This is a genomic window from Vibrio sp. CyArs1 (genome assembly GCF_022432925.1).
GTDB classification, from domain to species: Bacteria; Pseudomonadota; Gammaproteobacteria; order Enterobacterales; family Vibrionaceae; genus Vibrio; species Vibrio mediterranei.
This window is the reverse complement of record NZ_JAKRBO010000001.1, coordinates 805,286-822,494: the sequence shown is the minus strand read 5'-3', so window position 1 is coordinate 822,494 and position 17,209 is coordinate 805,286. Positions and strand designations below refer to the sequence as shown.

The 17,209-nt window shown below is 42.5% G+C and carries 17 protein-coding genes; 10 read left to right on the top strand and 7 right to left on the bottom strand.

Going from position 1 to position 17,209, the window contains the following annotated elements:
- Window positions 1-113 precede the first annotated feature (113 nt).
- From MMA19_RS03810 to MMA19_RS03790, 5 genes are all read left to right on the top strand, one after another.
- Window positions 114-926: a hypothetical protein gene (locus tag MMA19_RS03810; protein WP_031493891.1), complete on the top strand. Its 813-nt coding sequence runs from the start codon at window positions 114-116 to the stop codon at window positions 924-926.
- 59 nt (window positions 927-985) lie between these two features.
- The gene (locus MMA19_RS03805) at window positions 986-2,149 is read left to right on the top strand and encodes a glyceraldehyde-3-phosphate dehydrogenase (RefSeq protein ID WP_240205546.1); all 1,164 of its coding nucleotides are present in this window, start codon (window positions 986-988) and stop codon (window positions 2,147-2,149) included.
- A 53-nt stretch (window positions 2,150-2,202) separates the two neighbouring features.
- Window positions 2,203-2,532, top strand: a complete 330-nt coding sequence (locus MMA19_RS03800; RefSeq protein ID WP_006069416.1) for an HPF/RaiA family ribosome-associated protein — start codon at window positions 2,203-2,205, stop codon at window positions 2,530-2,532.
- Window positions 2,525-3,061, top strand: a complete 537-nt coding sequence (locus MMA19_RS03795) for a hypothetical protein (protein ID WP_240205545.1) — start codon at window positions 2,525-2,527, stop codon at window positions 3,059-3,061. The genes MMA19_RS03800 and MMA19_RS03795 overlap by 8 nt, the downstream gene beginning before the upstream one ends.
- Window positions 3,062-3,215: 154 nt before the next feature.
- On the top strand, window positions 3,216-4,112 hold the full coding sequence (locus tag MMA19_RS03790) for a LysR substrate-binding domain-containing protein (protein WP_006069418.1): 897 nt from the start codon (window positions 3,216-3,218) through the stop codon (window positions 4,110-4,112).
- Between the two features lie 83 nt (window positions 4,113-4,195).
- Here MMA19_RS03790 and MMA19_RS03785 read toward each other — a convergent pair whose 3' ends face one another.
- The 5 genes from MMA19_RS03785 to MMA19_RS03765 form a co-directional block, all read right to left on the bottom strand.
- Window positions 4,196-4,714, bottom strand: a complete 519-nt coding sequence (locus MMA19_RS03785; RefSeq protein ID WP_006069419.1) for an MAPEG family protein — start codon at window positions 4,712-4,714, stop codon at window positions 4,196-4,198.
- 94 nt (window positions 4,715-4,808) lie between these two features.
- The gene (locus MMA19_RS03780; RefSeq protein ID WP_006069420.1) at window positions 4,809-5,804 is read right to left on the bottom strand and encodes an efflux RND transporter periplasmic adaptor subunit; all 996 of its coding nucleotides are present in this window, start codon (window positions 5,802-5,804) and stop codon (window positions 4,809-4,811) included.
- A 4-nt stretch (window positions 5,805-5,808) separates the two neighbouring features.
- A complete protein-coding gene (locus MMA19_RS03775) occupies window positions 5,809-6,129 on the bottom strand; it encodes a DUF3302 domain-containing protein (RefSeq protein WP_038227107.1) in 321 nt (106 codons plus the stop codon).
- Between the two features lie 10 nt (window positions 6,130-6,139).
- A complete protein-coding gene (locus MMA19_RS03770) occupies window positions 6,140-6,544 on the bottom strand; it encodes a glycine zipper family protein (protein ID WP_006069422.1) in 405 nt (134 codons plus the stop codon).
- Window positions 6,545-7,086: 542 nt separating this feature from the next.
- On the bottom strand, window positions 7,087-8,520 hold the full coding sequence (locus MMA19_RS03765) for a PTS transporter subunit EIIC (protein ID WP_240205544.1): 1,434 nt from the start codon (window positions 8,518-8,520) through the stop codon (window positions 7,087-7,089).
- Between the two features lie 264 nt (window positions 8,521-8,784).
- Between MMA19_RS03765 and MMA19_RS03760 the strand changes: the two genes are divergently transcribed.
- Window positions 8,785-9,984: an enolase C-terminal domain-like protein gene (locus MMA19_RS03760; RefSeq protein WP_240205543.1), complete on the top strand. Its 1,200-nt coding sequence runs from the start codon at window positions 8,785-8,787 to the stop codon at window positions 9,982-9,984.
- Window positions 9,985-10,020: 36 nt separating this feature from the next.
- On the opposite strand, the gene MMA19_RS03755 is transcribed toward MMA19_RS03760, so the two are convergent.
- Window positions 10,021-10,734 carry a GntR family transcriptional regulator gene (locus MMA19_RS03755; protein ID WP_171389756.1) on the bottom strand — a complete coding sequence of 238 codons (714 nt, stop codon included), beginning with the start codon at window positions 10,732-10,734 and terminating at the stop codon, window positions 10,021-10,023.
- A 189-nt stretch (window positions 10,735-10,923) separates the two neighbouring features.
- Window positions 10,924-12,258: an MFS transporter gene (locus MMA19_RS03750; RefSeq protein WP_240205542.1), complete on the bottom strand. Its 1,335-nt coding sequence runs from the start codon at window positions 12,256-12,258 to the stop codon at window positions 10,924-10,926.
- A 273-nt stretch (window positions 12,259-12,531) separates the two neighbouring features.
- Between MMA19_RS03750 and MMA19_RS03745 the strand changes: the two genes are divergently transcribed.
- From MMA19_RS03745 to MMA19_RS03730, 4 genes are all read left to right on the top strand, one after another.
- Complete coding sequence (locus MMA19_RS03745; RefSeq protein WP_240205541.1) at window positions 12,532-13,536, top strand: metal-dependent hydrolase; 1,005 nt, start codon at window positions 12,532-12,534, stop codon at window positions 13,534-13,536.
- A 295-nt stretch (window positions 13,537-13,831) separates the two neighbouring features.
- Window positions 13,832-15,118: a nucleoside permease gene (locus MMA19_RS03740; protein ID WP_006069431.1), complete on the top strand. Its 1,287-nt coding sequence runs from the start codon at window positions 13,832-13,834 to the stop codon at window positions 15,116-15,118.
- A 69-nt stretch (window positions 15,119-15,187) separates the two neighbouring features.
- The gene (locus tag MMA19_RS03735) at window positions 15,188-16,210 is read left to right on the top strand and encodes an ADP-ribosylglycohydrolase family protein (RefSeq protein WP_240205540.1); all 1,023 of its coding nucleotides are present in this window, start codon (window positions 15,188-15,190) and stop codon (window positions 16,208-16,210) included.
- Window positions 16,200-17,153, top strand: coding sequence for a PfkB family carbohydrate kinase (locus MMA19_RS03730; RefSeq protein WP_006069433.1), 954 nt, complete (start codon window positions 16,200-16,202; stop codon window positions 17,151-17,153). The genes MMA19_RS03735 and MMA19_RS03730 overlap by 11 nt, the downstream gene beginning before the upstream one ends.
- The last annotated feature ends 56 nt before the right edge of the window (window positions 17,154-17,209 follow it).

Genomic DNA, 17,209 nt, shown 5'->3' with positions numbered 1-17,209 from the left:
TTTAATATTGATTAAACCAGACTAAATCCACTATTAAACTCTCCTCCATCGATCATATATCGGCTAATCCTTAAGATTCTCATCAACAGTTAATCACTACGAGAATTTATCCGATGAAATCAAAAAACCTTCTTTCCACCCTTGTTATGACAACGCTAATGTCTGGCTTTGTTTCAAACGCGGTCGCTGCTAACGCAAGCGATGGTGTACAAGACATGTCTGACCCTTTAGCAGTGTACACACAAGCGGGAGCAGGGCTGACGGATAAAGGCTTAAACGTAAAAATCGGTCGAGCTTATGACACCGGGAATGACGACACGATGGCTATGAACGTATTGGAGATTAAAGGCTTTGCCGGTAGCTCATTAGGTTGGTCTGGTACTTCAGAACGCGATGATTCTGTCGACTCAGTTCGTTTCCGTAATTTCACCATTAACACGACAAACGGTCTTGGTCGACAAATTGATTTGAATTACAACGTCGAACAAGAAGCATTGAACACCTCTTATAGTTTTATCCAAGCGCTACCTAAATGGGGTGGGTTACAACTTTATCCATTAGCTGGTGTCGGCGTTCAGGTCAAAAACGGCAAGTTTACTGGTGATAAAGTTGAACAGGTATCTTCAGGCCAAGTGAACCCAGACGACCAATACATCGGATATACCTTACCTGGCGTCTATGCCGTTGTTGGTGGCTATAGCAAATATTCAATTACAGACAAGTTGTGGGTTAACTACAACCCAATGTGGGTCACGCCTTTAGCGGGCTCGCAAGCTTGGACGGATGCAGGTTCTGTTTTTACTAATGAGTTTGTAGTTTCTTACCAGTTCACTCCACGTTTTAACGTTCGTTACTTTGCTAACTGGACGCACGATCAATCCTATTTCGATGGTGATCAACGTGTCGAGTTCAACTATCAGTTTTAGTCGAGTCGTTTTGAGAACGTCCACTAAGTAAGTTAAGAAGATTGTTTAAGTAGGCTCCAATGAAACTCGCTAATTCTTTATTTTTACTCTCACTAACGCTAATTGGGACTAGTGCTCAAGCTACATCTTTCACAGACCCAATTGATGGTCAGTTGGACATGGGAGACTACTTAGCGGAAAACGCGTATGGCTTCCTCCCTGTGCCCATTCTGATCACTGAACCTGCGGTGGGGTATGGCGGTGGAATGATGGGAGTATTCTTGCATGAATCTGATGCTCAAAAAAAGAAGCGTAAAGAATTAGCCCTAAACTCACTTGATGGTGGAGCCAAGCTCCTTACTCCAGCGATTACCGTTGCAGGGGCGTTTGGTACTCAAAATGGCACGTGGGCGGGTTTTATCGGTCATAGGCATACCTGGAACAAAGACAGCATTCGCTATTTAGGCGGCGCCTTTTATGGTGACATTCATATGAATTTCTATGCTCCGTTTGCGAAAGATGACGCATCAGGTTTTGAAATGGGCATGAATGGATATGGTGTTATCCAGAAGTTGCAGTTTCGAGTGGGTAAATCACCCGTCTTACTTGGTGTGAGTCAAAAGTTCGTTTCCCCAGAACTGAGTATTGTGGAGCCAAGCAAAGCGAATCAGGTGGCTAATCGGTGGTTGAATATGACGCCGACGGTATCAGGTCTGGGGGCGATTGCTGAATATGACACCAAAAACAACTTCTTATATCCAACGGCAGGTGGAGATTATAAAGCGGAATACATGGTATTCAGTGAGCACCTTGGTAGTGACTACGACTTTCAAACATTTGCCGCAGAAGGCACACAATATTTCCCCGTTAGTCAAAAATGGAATGTGGCGTTGACGGGTAAGTACAACACTCTATCGACGGATGAGAGGTTGCTGCCTCCTCCGGCGTACCCTGATATCGAGCTTAGAGGTATTGCTAGAAATCGATATCAAGGCACTTCGACAGCTTCAATCGAATCACAGGTCACTTATAGCTTCACAAACCGCTGGTCGAGTTCGGTATTTGCCGGGGTTGGTTCTGCTACCGATGCGACTAATGAGCTATTTAGTGACGGAAATCACTACGCCTACGGAGTGGGCTTTCGTTATTTGATCGCTCGTCGTTACGGCTTAAAAGTAGGAATAGATGTCGCGAAAAGTGAAGAAGACAATGCGCTCTATTTTCAAGTGGGTACCGGACTTTAGGATCCAAATAACACCGTAATTATTATTAAACCAACGCTTAAAAGGTAAGTATCATGAACATTCATTTTAACACACAAAGCATTGTTTTATCGGAAAGCATGCGTTCACATTGTGTCACCAAAGCGGACCATTTATTCGCAGTGCACCCACAGGCAACGGAGATTTTCGTCTCGATAATCCACCACCGCTCTTATGGGCAATATGATGTTGAGCTTAAAGTTCACGCTGAGCATCAATGGTGTTTCGTTAAACACTCTGGTGATGAGTTCTACCATGTTGCGGCTGAAGCATTTTCTGCTATGACGCATAAACTTCAGAAACAAAAAACGAAAGTAAAAAGAGAGCTTAGAGATCATTCATTGGAGGTGGAGCACGATGAGTAGCCATAACTTAACCTATGACCTATTGGAGTGTGGTCGTTGTCGTCAACGTGTCATGCTTACCAGCAAAAGTCGCGGAGAGCTACAATGTTGTGGTTTCCCAATGCGCAATGTCACTTATGATCGACTTGGGCATTACTTGGATTTGTCACTAGCACAAAAATCATCATTGGCTCAATGCTTGAGTACCATCGAAAGTAAACTAGTGCAAAGTGATTCTTCCAATAAAGAACTGACTCATTTGAAAGAGCTAATTAACCGCCAACAGGCTGTAGCAGGCAAGTTCGCGCAACTATTAATGGGTATATCAGATGAGCCGACAAGTTTGTCGAAGTCTTTCATGAACGTCATTGATGACCTCTACCTTTCTTCGTTAAACCTTTATCCTAGCTTTTCTTTGGAAGCAAAAAGTGAAGAAAATATGGAATACGTAAGGCTTTTTGATGAGGCGACAGAGCTCGATAAGGAAACCATCGCGTTGTTAGAAGACACCTTGTATAGAGTAGAAAAAAGCCCTCAGTCCACACCATAATGCTGACTTCAAATAAACAGAAATCATTGACTCACGACGTGTAAAGACAGCTATAACTAATAGCTGTCTTTTTGTTTCCGCAATTAGTCATTCGTAATTTGATTTGAATGGACTATGTTTAATTTAGGCGAATCAGACAGATAGAGCGGAAATAATGGATCTAAATCTCCTTAAAACCTTTGACGCGGTTATTAAGTCGAAAAGTGTGAACGAAGCGGCCGAAGTTCTCAACATCACTGCTCCAGCGGTCAGTCATGCGCTAAATAGGCTTAGAGATGAATATCAAGACCCGCTATTTATTCGTCAGGGAAGAGGTATCGTACCTACTAATTTTGCTATTGAGCTTCACAACGAGATTCAAGAGCCGCTTAGCCTGTTGCTGAATGGGTCCAAATCACGTCAAGACTTTGATCCTGAGTTAAGCCAACGTACCTTTCGCATTTCTAGCCATAAAGACATCGACCTAATCGTTGTCCCCCCTTTGGTTCGCTATAAAAATGTGCATGCACCGAATGTCACCATACAGGCAGACATTGAACATTTGAATGAGCAAGACCGACACGACGACCTGAGGCGTCGTCGTGTGGACGTAATATTAGCGACGGTGCCATTAGAGGATAGGGGCTACCACAATGAGGTACTCTTTGATCAAGAGTTGGTGGTTACCGTAAGTAAAGATCATCCAAGGATACAAAGTGAATTGACGATGGAGGATTTTCTTAGAGAAAGCCACATTACTTGGAAAACTCAACGTCTTAATACCAATACACTGGACTCTGTAGCGATTGACGTCGCGCTTCCGCCACGACAAGTCGCATATTCCACGGGCTCTGGTGCGACGGCGTTGGTTATGGCTGCACAAACAGATTGGCTTGCTGTCAGTGGTCAATGGCAAGCGGAGCAGCTTGCAGAGTCTCTCGGACTAAATGTCTTTCCAATACCATTTGAAACTCAGAAAGTTCCGGTTTACATGACGTGGCATCAGTCCCAAAAAAACGACAAAGGACATGAGTGGTTTCGGCAAGCGATAGTGTCATCGCTTGACCTGTAGACAGTAAAGCAACTTTACAAGATCTCAATTAGATAGCGACCCAATAGTGGTCGCTTTTTGGTGTGAATGCTGACGAAAAGTAGTTAGAAAATGACGGCAGTGAGTAAGGCTAGCAATAACACTGCTGACGAATAAAAGGTTAGTGCGAAGCCAAATGAGCGTGCTGGTGCTCCGTGCTTATAGCCAATTGCAAACAGGACTCGGCCTAAAAGGAAAAGAGCTGAGCATATTGGAACCGCAGAAAGCCAAAGGCTGGGCGCCAGTGTACTCCATGCAAAGTAGATGGGCAGTGCTATGACAAGTTGTTCAAGGGTGTTCTGTATGATGCTCTGTAAGATACGTGCTTGTTGTGAGCCTTGAGTGAGGCCACTACCATCAATATCTTCTGCGCTAAAAAAACGATGTTTAGCTAGTCGCCCAATGGATATGAGTAGAAATAACGTTGGTAGAATAAACGAGTAAGACAGAACTTCGAAGCGATTTGTATTGTCATCAAAACTCAATGGGTTTGAATAAATCGCATAGCCTATGGATGCCAATGAAAGGAACAAAGCCAGCCCCATGCCTTTGGCTACGCCTTGCTGTTTGGTTGAAAGTGCCATTAAGTCGCCCTTCTATGTAATTATGAAGGGCTGAAAACAGCCCTCTCTTTGTGATTGAAGTCGTGTCGGGTATATATGTCCCTGAATAATAAAGTTAACCTTCAAATAACCAGTTCTGCCAACTTTGCATTCTTAAAATCACTTTACGGACAATACTGAACATCTCCCATTTAGGTGAATAAACCGCAACATGAGCATCAGTGCCTGAAGGTATTGGCATACCTTGCAAAAGTGACGGGTTGTCCAATTCAACTTTTACTAAGATCCTACCGTTATGAGGTATCTGTTCTGGATACTTCATGATGCCAGATGGAGTGATTGCACCTTGAGCAAATATATCGTTTACCTGTACCACATGGGCTTTATACGCGTGACCTGGAATAGTATTAAAGGTCACTTCTGCCGGATAACCAGCTTTAATATAGCGCGCAGGCGCTTGTTTAAACGCAGCAAATAGTTGTTTGTCTTCTTTATGTACGAACGTTAGATTACCTTGAAATGGAACAATACGGCTTTTCATGCCTGGGCGAAGTGCCACTTGAGTTACGTAGCCATCAGTAGGCGCTTTTACAGTAGTTTTCGCTAAGTTAAATTTCGCTAACTCTAACTGAGATTGATATTTGCTTTGGTTGGCTTTTTGTTCCAACAATTGAGTTTCGATATTGTCGATATTCTCTTGCGATGAAAACCCTTTCTTACCGAGTTTCTGGTAACGAACCAATTCTGATTCATAAAATTCAATGGCAGAAGATGTTCGTTGAATGTCGCTTTCTATACGGCTCACTTTATCTTGGAAAGGCGTTTTATCGATTTGATAAAGTGGATCACCAGCTTTCACCTGTTGGTTGCCTTTCACATAGACATCGGTAATTAACCCCTCTACTTGTGATGTGATAGGAGTCGTGACGCTGTATAAACGAGCCATACGAGAAACCGGTTGATACATCGCCATATAGAGAAAGATCCAACCTACGATAAATAACCCAATAACGCTGGCCGTTGTTAGCGTCCATTTATTTTTAGGCACTTTAAAAGCTTTAAATACAATAACGCAAAGTGCTGCGTAACTCAGGATGATGAGCGTTTCCATTTCGTTACTCCTTGATTGATTTTTCAAGAGCATCAATGCGTTCAACTAATGCTTGATATTGTTTATCGGAATGGGCTGAACGAGCCCCTAACCACTGTTGTTTATCACCGTCATACATGGTTGCCCATACCCAAAGCACAGGCCACATAACATGGAGGAAAAACAAACTAATCCAACCAGCAACATGAATCGCATCGGCATGTGGATGATTACGTTTTTTGGCAATCTCATAAGGAATATCGTGCAAAATGATCAATCCATAGATCAGGATTAGAAGCACAACAAACAAAATCGCCAGTGATGCATAATCTAGAGTGAGGTTCATAGTCTCCCCCTTAGTTTAAAACGTTGTAGCCGCGGCCAACCATGCACTGTTTCATGACACTATCAACATCGTGTTGATATTTGGCTTCACTGTATTGTGCTTCAGCACGGTGGTGGAGTAAGCCACCTACCAGACCAACCCCTGCACCAACTTTGGCGCCTTTAGAACCGTGGCCGCCGGCAATGGCTGTACCTGCTGCGCCTAATGCTGCAGTGCGGGCTGTGCTTCCCACAACGTCGCGACCTAAACTATCGACTTGATTGCTTTGAACCTGGGTCGATAGTTGTTGGCATTCGTACATATCAGCGTTGTATTTTTCCATATCGACACCTTTGGTATCGACAATAACGTTAGCGAACGACGTCGCTGAATAGATGGCAGTAAATAAAATGAAAAGGCTGCTTTTGATGTTCATAATGGTCTCTCTAACTGTTTTTTCTAATAGTATTTCTGTCGTTAGAGTTGAACAAATAGCGTTCGTTAATAGTGGATTAAGTGTTATTCAACTAAGAAAAAGGTATTTGATAACATAAGGTTATGTTACCTAGTTTAGAGGTGGAGATGATGAGATGATTATATAAACTAGCGTAATGAATTTTGACGCCACCTACGTTTAACAGAGTAGATGGCGCTTCGGGAGACTAATTGTCTACTGTGACGTTTAGTCGCTTGAGCTGAATGTAAGTGATAGCAGTTAAAACCTAAAAGAACAGTGGCTCACTAACTATCTCGCAGAAGCTTTTTCTGTCACCACTATGCTACCAATAATGTCGAAGCCACACCCATTAGCAACATCGGATAAAGTGACGCTTTAAGAGCTAGCCTAATGTGACTCAAATTGTTATTCGCGACCTAGGTGAAAGCGTTCTCAGGAAGACAAAGCTGACTTGGCTATGTTTAGATAAAGAAAAAGGCTCATAGCATTACTACTATGAGCCTTTTGATTAATAAGTCGTTTTATTTGTCATCAACGTTGACAAACATAAACGTCAACGCAAATGCCAATGCAAACACACCAATCACGCCAAGAACCGCTTGAATGAAGTTTTGAGTACCGCTTGCTAGGTATGCAGGCAAACTAAATACTGAAGACAAAATGTAGCTCGTTAGATGCGTGTCGATAGTTACTGAGATCGCACCAACAATACCTGCTGCTAGGCTCGCCATGAACAGTGCTTTAGTGTATTTAGTCAACACACCAAAGAGTGCAGGCTCAGTGATACCAAGAATTGCAGTGATACCAGAACCTACGGTAACAGAAGACTGTTCTTTTGAAACGTTCTTACGCTGTTTATACCATACCGCCATCGTAGCACCCGCGATAGCGAGGTTACCCAAGCACATTATTGGCATAAGCAAGTCTTTTCCATACAGCGCGAAGTTATTCAAGCTGATTGGCGTCATGCTGTGGTGAATACCAAATACGATGGTGATTGGGCGAGTTAAACCAAATACAAAGCCAGTCAGTGTTGGAGAGATTTCTAATAGCGAGCTTACCACCCAACCTGCGCCATTACTTAACCACATGCCAGCTGGGGCAACCAGGGACAATACGATAGTTGAAGTGACCGTGAAGGCGAGTAGGGGAGTAAATACTGGCTTGGCGGATGAAGGGACGAATCGATCAACAAATGGTGTCACTTTTGAAAGTACCCAAACCGCTAAGATAGCAGGTACGATTGCGCCGCCATAGTTAAGCAGTTCGATTGGTACCACACCAAGTACAGTCAGCTCCGGAACGCTACCAGCGTCTTTGAGTAACGCCGCTTTTTCTACTAGTTTAGGCGCAAGCATGGCGGAAGACACAGCCAATGCAATGTATTCGTTCACTTTAAATACTTTAGCGGCAGAAAAAGACACTAACATTGGTAGGAAGAAGAATACAGCGGTAGAAATCGAACGCAAGAAGTACACTGTATCTGAAGATTCTGAAATAACGTTGGTCGCAATTAAACCAGAAAGAAGGCCCATCAACATACCCGCACCAGCAATTGCAGGAACCACAGGGCCAAAAATGCCCGCAACGATACGCATTGCATTTTGGAACAGCTTACCTTTTTCAGCTTCAATCACTGGTTCATCACTGCTTTTGCTAACACCTGATAGCGCGTTGTACCACTTTTCTACATCTACACCGATGACGACTTGAGTCTGACCTTGAGCAAGAACCACCCCTTTGACCCCAGAAATGGCTTCTAGCTGCTCTTTCTTGGCAAGTGTCTCATCTGCTAACTTGAATCGAAGACGAGTCATGCAGTGAGTAATGTTGATGATGTTATCTTGGCCGCCAAGTGCTTGAACCAATATTTGTAGGTTGTCGCTAAAGCTATTCTTGTTACTCGATGCTTGAGCATTCAAGTTCACTTCATTATTAGTTTCAGTAAGTTGCATCTAAGGAGTCCCTATGTGCTTGCGTTATTTGTTGGGGACATAATATCCATCACTCATATTTACCCCAATCGGAAAAACAGAGACTTCCGTCACATTAAGTGCGGCAAATTGTTAATTTTCAGCAAAATTCGTCGATTGGTTCGTTTTTTTTAGCGAATGTTTAGCAATAACGAACCAGTTACTTTTTGCCGAAAATTAGCGCTTGAAATAAGGTTTTTTTCGCTGTTATATAGAATAAAACCACTGACATAGAGCTATTACGCCGTGAAAGAAAATATCATATCCAACATTGAATGTATAATTACTAAGCCAGACCGACACAATCTAATTACTGTGATTGTAGAAACCGAGAGCGGCGTAACAGGCTATGGATGTGCGACATTCCAACAGCGTCCACTTGCTGTTAAAATTATGGTTGATGAATATATTAAGCCTTTGTTATTAGGTAAGAATGCGAATAATATTGAAGACCTTTGGCAAATGATGATGGTCAATGCCTATTGGCGTAATGGTCCGGTTATTAATAATGCTATTTCTGGTGTTGATATGGCTCTTTGGGATATTAAAGCCAAATTAGCTAACATGCCGTTACATCAATTATTTGGTGGTAAATCTAGAGATGCCATTCAAGTGTATACACATGCAACGAGTGACACAATGGAAGGGCTTTATGAGCAAGTTGAGCAATTCCTAGAGCAGGGTTATAAACACATTCGTTGCCAATTGGGATTTTATGGCGGTGTACCAGAGAATATGCACACCACAGAAAATCCAACTGAAGGCTCATACTACGACCAAGACCAGTATATGGATAACACATTAGAGATGTTCCGTTTACTGCGTGAAAAGTACGGTCGTAAATTCCACATTCTTCATGATGTACATGAACGGCTGTTTCCTAATCAAGCGTTGCAATTTGCCAAGCAAGTTGAACAATATCAACCGTATTTCATTGAAGATATTCTGCCGCCAAATCAAACCGAATGGTTGGATAACCTACGCAGTCAAACCTCGGTATCGCTAGCGTTAGGGGAGCTTTTTAATAACCCAGAAGAGTGGAAGTCAGTCGTTGTTAATCGTCGTATTGATTTCATTCGTTGCCATGTTTCACAGATCGGTGGTATCACTCCTGCGTTGAAATTAGGCCATCTATGCGAAAGCTTCGGTGTTCGTATTGCATGGCACTGTCCACCAGATATGACACCAATTGGAGCAGCGGTGAATACTCACCTAAATGTACACCTTCACAACGCGGCAATTCAAGAGCATGTGCATTACAAAGAAAACACAAGAAAAGTGTTCCCTAATGCAGCTGAACCTAGAAATGGTTTTCTTTATGCTTCAGAAGACATAGGCATCGGAGTAGAAATCAACCGCGCTGCGGCACTTGATTTCCCGGTAGAATACCGTCCTCATGAGTGGACTCAAAGCCGACTTCCAGATGGCAGTATTCATACTCCTTAAGGTGTAAATACTATTTAGAAAAATCGACCGCTATAATTAGCGGTCGTTTTGATCTCGATATAGCAAACTCTCATTATTGAATTTTGTGTGATAAGTGCATTGATAATTTATATCAATGACATCGCTAACAATAAAAGCCTCACCTGATGTTAAAAAACCGCGATTAGTAATATTCATAGCAGCGGTGGTACGTTTACATTGTAAAATGTTGGCATCCTCCGTTGATAAGTTAATTGCTTTATAGTTGGTTAGATAACTGTCAATCTTCAAACCTAACGACAACGCATATTTTTGCAGTGAACTCTCAATAATACTGTCGTTCATTTTCGGAAAAAGATGTACCGGAACGATCGTTTCTTCTATCTGTGTGATTTTATTTTGGATTAGACGTAACCTTTTGATATGCCATAAATAGTCATCCTCTCCAATAGTAAAGACTTGCATCTCATGAATAGTCGGTACCCGTTTATTCAATTGCACTTTCTTATAGGAAATTTGCTCGAAGCTGTTTTCCGTAATTGAATTGTAGATTAAGGGAGAGCCGATAATAGAAGTGTTAACATAATAACCAGAACCCGTTTTTGGTTTAACAATGCCAATGGCTTCCAATTTTGACAGGGCTTTTCTGACAGAAAAACGTGATAGTTGGTACTTATCTACAAGCTCTCTCTCAGATGGCAGCTTATAAGTGATAACGTTATTGCAGATCTTACTTATTAAATCTTGTACCAGTTCTTCGTGTTTTTTCATCTTTATCTAATTCGATAAACCAAAATAATAAAGTTAATAATAGCGGTTATGTTGTCTTACTAGCAACACCTTTACGGTTAACAGATAAGCAAACACTCACAAGTCGCAAAACTGGCATTCCTTTCATAAGAGAATGCCAGTTCGTGTCGAGGTTGTAGGCATGGTGGCCTATAGAAAAAGTAGTGTAGGTTATTCAAAAATTGCTTTTTTTCTATCCTTTAAATGAAACCATACACTTATCAAGATAAACAAAAACGCGAAATAGTAGACGAACGAGGAGAGTGAAGCGATAAAGTCGACACCTTGCTCAACTTGCTCTTGGCTGTAGCCTTGAGAAACCAGTTTGTAGTAGTACGCGTATAGCACGCCAATAGAACCATATCCCAAGTTAAACATCAGTCCTTTGAAGCTTAGAACGGTTGCGCGGTTGTGTGATTCAGTTTTTCTATTGAGGTGGTAACTAATAAAGATGTTCATCGTCATGATGATAAAGATCAGTACTAGTGCTGGAATTACGCCGTAAATCGACCAACCTAAACTGATAAAGTAGTAGGTCGCGATAGTCGCTATCCCCATGATTGTGATGAACTTTTTAGGGGCTAGACTTTCGGCAAAGCGACGACTTTGTCCTGCAAAGAGTATCTTAAAAATACTCACGCCAGCGCCAATGAATCCAATGTAGATAATAGGAATGTCGATAGCGCGATAATATTGACTATTCATAGTGAGAAACATGCGTGAGGTGTGCTCGAAAAGACTGTAGTAGAGCAATATGAACAATACATAAGGTGTAGACATAACCCACTTACCGGTACTGAGCGTCAAGTTTAAGCTTGCTAACGTTGTTGCTAGCTTATCGCCGCTTTTGGGCATCGTTTTTTTATCTTCTTGCATATTGATTGCTGCGTAAATGGCGACCATGGCTACGATCAAAGTGGCGTAAACCGGAATACGCATAATGTCTTGAGTGCTCTCTGGTGCTGTCCATCCAAACAATTGGTACACAGACCCCATGACATCGACATCATACATAGCCGCCCCGATCAGCGTAACGAAGATACCCACTGCAGAGGCCACTCGTATTTGAATCTGCAATACATGAGGCCACGCCTCTTCCTTACCTTGTTCTTTCAAGGTGTCGTATGCCAAAGCTTCGTCGGCACCGCTAGCAAGGGCCATAGCTAAGCCACTTAATATCCGGTTAACCAAAAATACCGCGAATACCAAACTCGGATTACCTGTCGGGACAAAGGCTATCATGGCGATCTCAACAAACATGATAATCGAGGATAAGACGACAAGTTTCTTACGACCTAAAGTGTCGGCAAAGGCTCCTGATGGTACTTCCGCAAGAACGATGGTAGCAGCCCAAATCACATTGAGCATTGCAAACTGCGACAGTGTTAACCCGTAATCCAGATAGAGCAGGGTGAAAACAGGATAATAAAAACGCGCAAAATAGCTGCTTCGAAACATTAAGAAGTAGCGCACATTGCGAACTTGGAGGATTTCCTTAAGTGTCATAACTTTTTCATTTATTAGACTTATATAAGGTTATGTATAACCCTTTTTGGCCGAGATGGTAAGGTTTCAGCCGAAAAATCATAGGTTTGTTGCAAAGCGATTTAGCTTTGAATATTTAGAGCAGATTAATTATGGTGGCTTCCGCATCAAAAGGACTCTTCTCAGTGTCCTCGTTAGTGACAATAAAATAAAAAAAACCACTAGTCACTCGATTTTCTAGCTAATCAGCATCTATGCTGTATACATGAGCTGAATGCAATCAATGAGTTAATCATGGATCCATTATCCCAAGGAGTGCTAGGTGCCTCTTTGTCTCAATCATTAAGTAGAAAAAAACAAATAGTCGTTGCTGGTATATTGGGTCTGCTCGCGGGAATGTCCCCTGACTTAGATGTGCTTATTCGTTCGCATGATGATCCTTTGTTGTTCTTAGAGTTTCATCGCCAATTCACACATTCATTGTTTTTCATCCCTATTGGTAGCTTAATTTGTGCGTGGGTGCTACATCCTTTGGTTGCGAAAAGACATGGACTTTCCTTTAAACAAAGTTGGCTTTACTGCACGTTAGGTTATAGCACTCATGCATTATTAGACTCTTGCACTAGTTATGGAACTCAATTGTTGTGGCCGTTTACTAATGAGCGTTATGCATGGAGCACGGTTTCGGTCATTGATCCTATCTATACGCTACCTATTTTGATACTGGTCGTTTTGGCAACGTTTAAGCGTAAAACATGGTTAGCCCGATTGGCTTTTTTGTGGGCTGTTATGTACCCAACGATAGGCATGATTCAAAGAGACCGAGCGGAAGCAGCTGGTTGGCAATTGGCTAACGAAAGACAGCATACCCCGATTAAACTAGAGGCCAAGCCGAGCTTTGCTAACATATTACTGTGGAAAGTAGTCTACGAAACCAGCGAACGATATTATGTCGATGCAGTTAGAGTAGGAAGTACAGTGAAAACATACCCTGGACAATCCGTACCTAAACTTGATGTGAATAGAGATTTTCCTTGGCTCGATCCTAACTCACAACAAGCTATCGATATCGAACGCTTTCGATGGTTTTCTAACGGATATGTTGCACAAGATCCTGATGACAAGACACGAGTCATCGACGTTCGATATTCTATAATTCCGAATCAAGTTAAATCACTTTGGAGCATCAAGCTTTCTCCTTCCGCGAACATAAAATCTCACGTTGAATATCATACTCATAGAGACAGCAGTCCTGAGTCCCGCGAAGTGTTCTTTGGTATGTTGTTCGATTCATACTAAGAACATTCAATTGAAGCGCCTAGGTACAGCTCGGAGATTCTAGAGTCTGTCCATGGTCATTCCTATACAGGTAGGAATCTAATAACAGCATTTAGGATAACCTAGTTAGTTTATCAATAAACCTTTCAGTTGCAGTCTGTAGGTTTTCTTGTCACATCACTCCAACTATCATTACAGGATCCTGGAACGTTCGCCCAAGTGACGCTTTGATCACAAAAATACCACCTTGGTATTGTATTGGTATTATTTTGAATAGTACCATTGTTTTGTACCCTACAGTACCTAAGGATTAGAAATGAAAACGACAAACATCAAACTATCTTCAATGATGTTCATTGAATGGTTTATATGGGGCGCATGGTTCGTCCCGTTATGGCAAATACTAAGTACCAACGGTTTTACCCCAACAGAGATTGCATGGTCATACGCTTGTACTGCAATTGCAGCGATCTTATCGCCAATCTTGGTAGGTTCTATCACCGACCGATTTTTCCCAGCGCAGAAAGTACTCTCTGTGATGTTGTTGGCAGGCGCGGTACTCATGTATTTAGCGGCACAACAAACTGAATTCGCCACCTTTTTCCCGCTTTTACTTGGCTATTCACTGACCTACATGCCAACGATTGCACTGACAAACAGCATTGCTTTTTCTAATGTAGAAGATGTCGAACGTGATTTTCCACGCATTCGTGTGATGGGGACGATTGGTTGGATTGCCTCGGGTGTTGCGATTGGCTTTTTGCCTTCTTGGTTAGGTTACGGTGACATTTCTTCAAGCAATATTCCGCTTATTATTACGGCTGCAAGTTCGGCGTTATTAGGCATATTCGCTTTAACTTTGCCTAATACACCGCCAAAGAGTACCGGAAAACTAGACTTAAAAGTCATGCTTGGTCTTGATGCGATGGTGCTATTGAAAGATCGAAACTTCTTGGCGTTCTTTGTATGTTCATTCATGTTTAGTATGCCACTCGCGTTTTATTACATCTTTGCAAACGGCTTCCTAACAGAAGTAGGTATGAGTAACGCAACAGGTTGGATGACGCTGGGTCAGTTCTCTGAAATCTTCTTTATGTTAGCACTACCATTCTTTACTAAACGATTTGGTATTAAAAAGGTATTGCTTCTTGGTCTTGCTACGGCCGCCATCCGTTATGGATTCTTTGTCTACGGCAGCGCAGACACATGGTATCTGTACTCACTATTGTTCTTGGGCATTTTGCTACACGGCGTAAGCTACGACTTCTACTTTGTAACCGCTTATATTTATGTTGATAAGAAAGCGCCAGCACACATGCGTACTGCTGCTCAAGGTTTGATTACACTAGGTTGTCAGGGTATTGGTAGCTTGCTTGGTTATCGCCTTGGTGGTGTCTTAATGGAAAAAATGTTTGCATACGACACACCACAAAACGGCTTAACGTTTGACTGGGCAGGTATGTGGGGATTTGGTGGCGTCATGATCGCGATCATCCTAGCCATCTTTATGTACTTCTTCCGTGAGCCTAATGGTGAGATAAAACCAATCCAAATGGCTGATCAGCAAGATTCCTCTAGTGCAGAACAAAAAGCACAAGCTTAAATTTCAGCCCTGCCCGATGTGTTTAATTCATGTTGGGCAGGACGTTTAACCCTTTTTTTGGTAAGTAAGATGACGATTACAAAACAAGACAGAATCCTTGGCACTTTTTATGGTCAAGCACTCGGTGACTCAATGGGGATGCCATCTGAACTTTGGCCTCGCAGTCGAGTAAAAGCCCATTTTGGTTGGATTGACCGTTTTCTTGATGGTCCTGAAGAGAACAATGCTGCGTGTTACTTTAAAGCATGTCAATTTACCGATGATACATCAATGGCACTTGCGTTAGCTGACGCAATTATTGAATGTGATGGTCAAATTGTTCCTGAAGTCATCGCTCGTAATGTACTAACGTGGGCAGAAGGATTTGATGCGTTTAATAAAAATATTTTTGGCCCAAGTTCAAAAGCGGCAATGCGCTCGATTAAAGAAGGAGTAGCGATTAGTGAGTTGGAGAACAATGGAGTAACTAATGGCGCTGCGATGCGTGTGTCGCCTATGGGTTGCCTGTTACCAACAAATAACCATGACGACTTCATCGAGCAAGTTGCATTAGCTTCAAGTCCTACTCACAAGTCGGATGTTGCCATTTCAGGAGCTGTCATTATTGCTTGGGCAATATCGAAAGCAATTGAAGGGCACTCTTGGACAGAGATTAAAGATCAACTACCAGCGATTGCTCATACTGCACAAACAAAGAGTGTCACGACGTTCAGTGCATCTATGGCATCACGTGTCGAACTAGCTCTGCAGGTGGCAGAAGAGAGATGTGGTATCGAAGAGCGAATGGAGAAAATCTATAACCTAGTGGGCGCTGGTGTAAGTACGATTGAGTCTGTACCGGCAGCGATTGCGATGGTTGAACTGGCCGAAACTGATCCAAACCGCTGTGCAATTTTGTGTGCAAACCTAGGTGGTGATACTGATACCATTGGCGCAATGGCAACAGCAATTTGCGGTGCATTGAATGGTATTCAAGCAATTGACGCTGCGCTCAAGCAGCAGTTAGATAATGAAAACCAGCTAAACTTTGAAGAATACGCGTGCAAATTCCTTTCTCTTCGGGAAGCTAAGGAGCAGGGCCATGCCTCATAATGCACTAATTGAATTAATTCCGACACTTAACAACAAACGTCAATTATGCTTAATCGGCGCTGCTGTCGTCGACATTGTGACCGAAACCCCTTGCTTACCTGAGCGAGGCGGTGACTTGGAAATGCAAGAAAAGGGCATTCATATTGGTGGTTGTGCGCTTAATATCGCGATTGCAGTTAAACGTCTAGGCCTGCAGTCGACCAATGCTTTACCCATCGGAAGTGGAAAATGGGCAGACTTAATTCGTCACTCAATGGAGGAGAAAGGACTACAAAGCAACCTAACCGATCCAAGTGGAGACAATGGCTGGTGCTTAGCCCTTGTTGAACCAGATGGCGAAAGAACGTTTCTTTCTGTCAGTGGTGTGGAAAACAACTGGAATAGAGAAAATCTAAGTCAGCTATCGATCAATGATGACGCGATTATCTATTTATCTGGTTACCAGCTTGCTTCAGATTGTGGCGTAGAAATTATCAATTGGTTAGAAACGCTACCAAATTCTATTCAATTGTTTATCGATTTTGGTCCGCGTATCGCTGACATCGAACCGGTTTTACTTGAGCGGTTGTTGCTCTTGAAGCCAATCATTTCGCTTAACCGTCAAGAAGCAGAGCACCTAGGGATGAAAGACAGTCAACGCTTTGTGGAACAATGGTATTCACGTTATCACTGCCCGTTGATTTTACGAATTGATAGTGACGGTGCGCTATTTAGCAATGGAGAGTCTCATGGAGTCGTTGCACCATTTGCGGCGCAGGTTGTTGATACGATTGGGGCCGGTGATACTCATGCTGGTGGTGTGCTTGCTGGTTTGAGTTCTGGGTGGGAACTGGCCGATGCTGTCCTTCTCGGTAATGCAGTTGCATCATACGTAGTTAGTCATGAAGGCGGTGACTGTGCTCCAAATGTTGTCAGAATCTCAGATTATCTTCGACAATATTAAAATATTGTAATTATAAAAGGGGCTTAACACTCAGTTAAGCCTCATCACTTTCACCA